The sequence below is a fragment of the Nonomuraea aridisoli genome (genome assembly GCF_003236395.1).
In the GTDB taxonomy this organism is placed as follows: Bacteria; Actinomycetota; Actinomycetes; order Streptosporangiales; family Streptosporangiaceae; genus Nonomuraea; species Nonomuraea aridisoli.
The window spans coordinates 1-2143 of record NZ_POUD01000524.1 but is presented as its reverse complement, the minus strand read 5'-3'; the positions used below and the strand labels follow the sequence as shown (position 1 = coordinate 2143).

At 74.0% G+C, this 2143-nt stretch carries 1 protein-coding gene; it reads left to right on the top strand.

The features are described 5' to 3' along the window. The first annotated feature begins 344 nt into the window (after positions 1-344). Positions 345-2045 (top strand): SpoIIE family protein phosphatase, encoded by a 1701-nt coding sequence (locus C1J01_RS47760; RefSeq protein WP_235855158.1) that lies wholly within the window; start codon positions 345-347, stop codon positions 2043-2045. Positions 2046-2143 lie beyond the last annotated feature (98 nt).

Below are 2143 nucleotides of genomic sequence, written 5' to 3'. Positions count from 1 at the left end.
GATCGAGACGGCCTCCGCCTGCGCGGACGGGGCGGTGAGGGAGAGGAGGGGGAGCGAGAGCGCTGTCAGGGCGACGCCGGATAAGAGACGGTTGCGGGCCACGAGTCCTCCCGGGCATTTCCGAATTGTCGGACATTTGATCAGTTACTCTCTCTAATGGTCAATACCGGCTCATGTTCTGGCCGCCAACTGGTCCAGACCGCGAGACGGACGCGAGGCCGGCGCTCGGTGCGGTCGCGTACGGTGGGAGCCGGCGCGGTGGCCGCCTCCACGTGTCCGGGCTGCTGGAAGACTGGGATCGATGACCAGAACGGGGCAGTGCGGCGAAGGAGGAAGGAGCGGTCGTGGACGTTTCGGCGGGTGAGGGGGCGCGCTCCTTCACGTCGCGCGATCGCCGGTGGCGGCTGGAAGACCTCTCCGACGCGGGCGCGTGCGTGATGGACGACCACGGACGCATCGTCGAGGTCAACGCCCGGGCGGGGGTCCTGCTCGGCCGGCCCCCCGGTGACCTGCTCGGCCTCGACGCCCACGACGCCCTCCACCGTGGCGAGCACGGCGAGCCCGTGCCCCGCAGCCGCTGCGTGCTGCGCGAGCCCCTCGTCACCCGCGGCACCACGCAGGGCGACCGGGAGTGGCTGGCGCGCGGCGACGGCAGCGTCCTGCCGGTCTCCTGGCTGGTCACCGCCTGCCGGCTCGGCGACGATGGGCCGGGCATCCTGCTGCTCTTCCACGAGACCGGCCCGCCGGTCTCGGCGGGCCGGGGGCCGACGTGCCTGGCCGCGTCGATGACGGAGCTCGACCGGCTGGCCCTGCTCGCCGAGACCACCACGACGCTCACCTCCAGCCTCGACGTCGCGGAGACGCTGCGTCAGCTCGTCCGGCTCGTGGTGCCGCTGCTGGCCGACTGGGTGGTGATCGACCTGCTCACCGAGGAGGGCGGGGTCTCGCGCGCCGCCGTGGTGCACTACGAGAACGGCGGCCTGGTCCACCACGAGCACCTGGAGGGCCCGATGCCGCCGGTGGCGCGGGGCTCCACGATGCCCCTGTCGCGGGCGCTGCGCGGCGTCACCGCCACCATCGCCTCGCCGGAGACGTACGAGGTGGAGCCCGACTCCGCCGTCGCGGTCGCGCAGCGCAGGCTGTTCCGGGCGACCGGCATGCACTCGGCGAGCATCGCGCCGATCCGCGGGGTGCGCGAGGTGGTCGGCGCGCTGACGCTCGGCCGCGCCGAGCGGCCGGGCGCGTTCACCACCTCCGACCTGCTGCTGGTCGAGGACATCGCCCGCCGCGCCGGCCTCGCGCTCGACAACGCCCGCCTGTACGAGCGGCAGCGCCGCGTCGCCGAGACCATGCAGCGCCACCTGCTGCCGCAGCTTCCCCACGTGCCGGGCCTGGAGATGACCGCCCGCTACCTGCCCGCGCCGGACGCCTCCCAGGTGGGCGGCGACTGGTACGACGCCTTCCCGCTGCCCGGCGGCGCGACCGGCCTGGTGATCGGCGACGTCGTCGGCCACGACCTCGAGGCCGCCTCCGGCATGGCCCAGATCTGCAACATGCTGCGCGCGTACGCCGGAGAGCTGGACGAGCCGCCCAGCAAGATCGTGGAACGCCTCGACCAGGCGGTGACCCGCATGGTCGAGGCCGCGATGGCCACCGTCGTCTTCGCCCGCGTCGAGCGCGCCGACGGACGCTGGCTGCTGCGCTGGACCAACGCGGGCCACCCGCCGCCGCTGCTGGTCGAGCCCGACGGGCGGACCGGCTATCTGGCGGACGCCGGCGGCCTGCTGCTCGGCACGGACATCATGGCCGCCCGCGAGGACGCCGCCGTCGTCCTGCCGCCCGACTCCACCCTGCTGCTCTACACCGACGGGCTGATCGAGTCTCCCTCCCGCAGCCTCGACGAGGGCATGGCCGACCTGAGCCGGTACGCCGCCTCGCTGGCCCGCCACCCGCTGGACGGCATGTGCGACGCGCTGATCGGCCGTACCCGGCCCGCTGACAACGACGACGACGTGGCCCTGCTCGCCCTGCGCATCCCCGGCTGAGCTACTGCGACTGCTCGGCGGCCTCCTCCGCCGTGATGCGGCCCCGGGTGGCGGGCCAGCGAGGCGGCGTACCGGCTCAGGTCGGCCATGCCCTCGTC